The 1,463-nt window shown below is 65.9% G+C and carries 1 pseudogene; it reads right to left on the reverse strand.

Annotation, left to right across the window (positions count from 1 at the left end):
- Positions 1–52: 52 nt before the first annotated feature.
- A pseudogene (locus EH240_RS36940) lies at positions 53–1,439 on the reverse strand (IS5 family transposase).
- Positions 1,440–1,463 lie beyond the last annotated feature (24 nt).

Here is a 1,463-nt window from a genome sequence, read left to right on the forward strand (position 1 = left end):
GTCGCCCGTGAAGAAAGCCATTTCGGCACCGGCGTTGAAGGCGGGCCCCGTTTCAGAGGCTATTCCAGTTGAGCTGCGGAGGGTCAGCTGATCGTGGCTGGACCGGTGACGCCGGAGCGGTTGCAAGCAGTGACCAGGAAGAAGGCAAACAAAAGCCTCAGCCAGTTGAGCAAGAGGCCGAAGTTGTAACCGACGGCGGCGAGCATGGCGTTGTTGGCGTCGCCTTCGGTGAAGGCCAGGAAGTTGCGGCCCATGCGGTGGTCCTGCTTGAGATGGCCGATGACCGGTTCGACGGCGGCCCGGCGTCGCAGTGCCCGCTTGATGGCCTTGGTGAGGCCGCGCCTGTAGCCGGCGACATGGACCTTGAACATCTTGTCTTTCGGCGCGTTGTGGCCGCGATAGCCGGCATCGGCGACGATCTTACCGAGGCTGGCGCCGATCGCGGTTTCGATGGCGGGAATGACGGTGGCCAGCGTGTGGCCGTCATAGGGATTTCCGGGCAGCGCCTTGACATGGGCGACGAACTGGCCGCCGCGGCTGCGCTGCAGCGTGGTGGCGACCGAGACCTTGACGCCGAACTCATAGGGCTTGTGGGCCTTGCCCTTGCCGATGCATTCCACCTCGGGAGCGTGCAAGGAATAGACCTTGCGGCCCCGCTCGCGCTGCCGCTGGTCCCTGACGCGCCGGGCAAGCGACAGCGGCAGGGCGAAGACCTGGGTCAGTTCGGGCTGCCCGGCGAGCTTGCGGGTAATGTCGCGGATCACCGCGCCGAGCATGGTGCGCAGCCGCTTGAGCGCCCGGTTGGCGCGCTTGAACTGCTTGGCGTGGGCATAACGCTGATGCTTGATCAGCGCGAACTTGCCGACCCGCGCATAGGACTGGCGCAGGCCGATGCCGTGTTTTTTGGCCAGCGTCACCAGCCGCTCGCGGGCCCGATGCATCAGCTTGGCGTCGGTCGGGAAGGTGATCGCCTTCTCCTGCACGGTGGTGTCGACGATCACCGCACGGAAGTCGGCCGGTTTGGCCGCCCCCAGCCGCGTCGCCGCCGCCAGGCTCTCCTGGAGCAGCGCCGTCAGCCGTTCCTCGCCCATGCGCAGACGCCAGCGTGTCAGCGAGCTGCGGTCGAAGGGCAGACGGTGCTGGAAGAACTCTTCGCCGCAGAACAGCTGGTAATAGGGGTTCTCCAGCCAGCGCTCGCACAACACTTCATCGGACAGGTTGTGCATCGACTTCAGGATGGCCAGGCCCGCCATCAACCGGGTCGGCAGCGGCGGCCGGCCGGGATCGTCGTCATAGACCGCGCCAAGCCGTTGCTCGAGGAAACGCCAGTCGATCGACCGGGCCAGTTTCACCAGCGCATGATCCATGTTGAGGATCTGGTCGAGCCGGGATCGCAACAGGTCGGTCTGTCCGCTTTCGCGCCGTTCCTTCGGCCGCATCGCTCGCTCCCTCGCAGCTTCGCC

This window comes from Mesorhizobium tamadayense, assembly GCF_003863365.1.
Taxonomy (GTDB): domain Bacteria; phylum Pseudomonadota; class Alphaproteobacteria; order Rhizobiales; family Rhizobiaceae; genus Mesorhizobium; species Mesorhizobium tamadayense.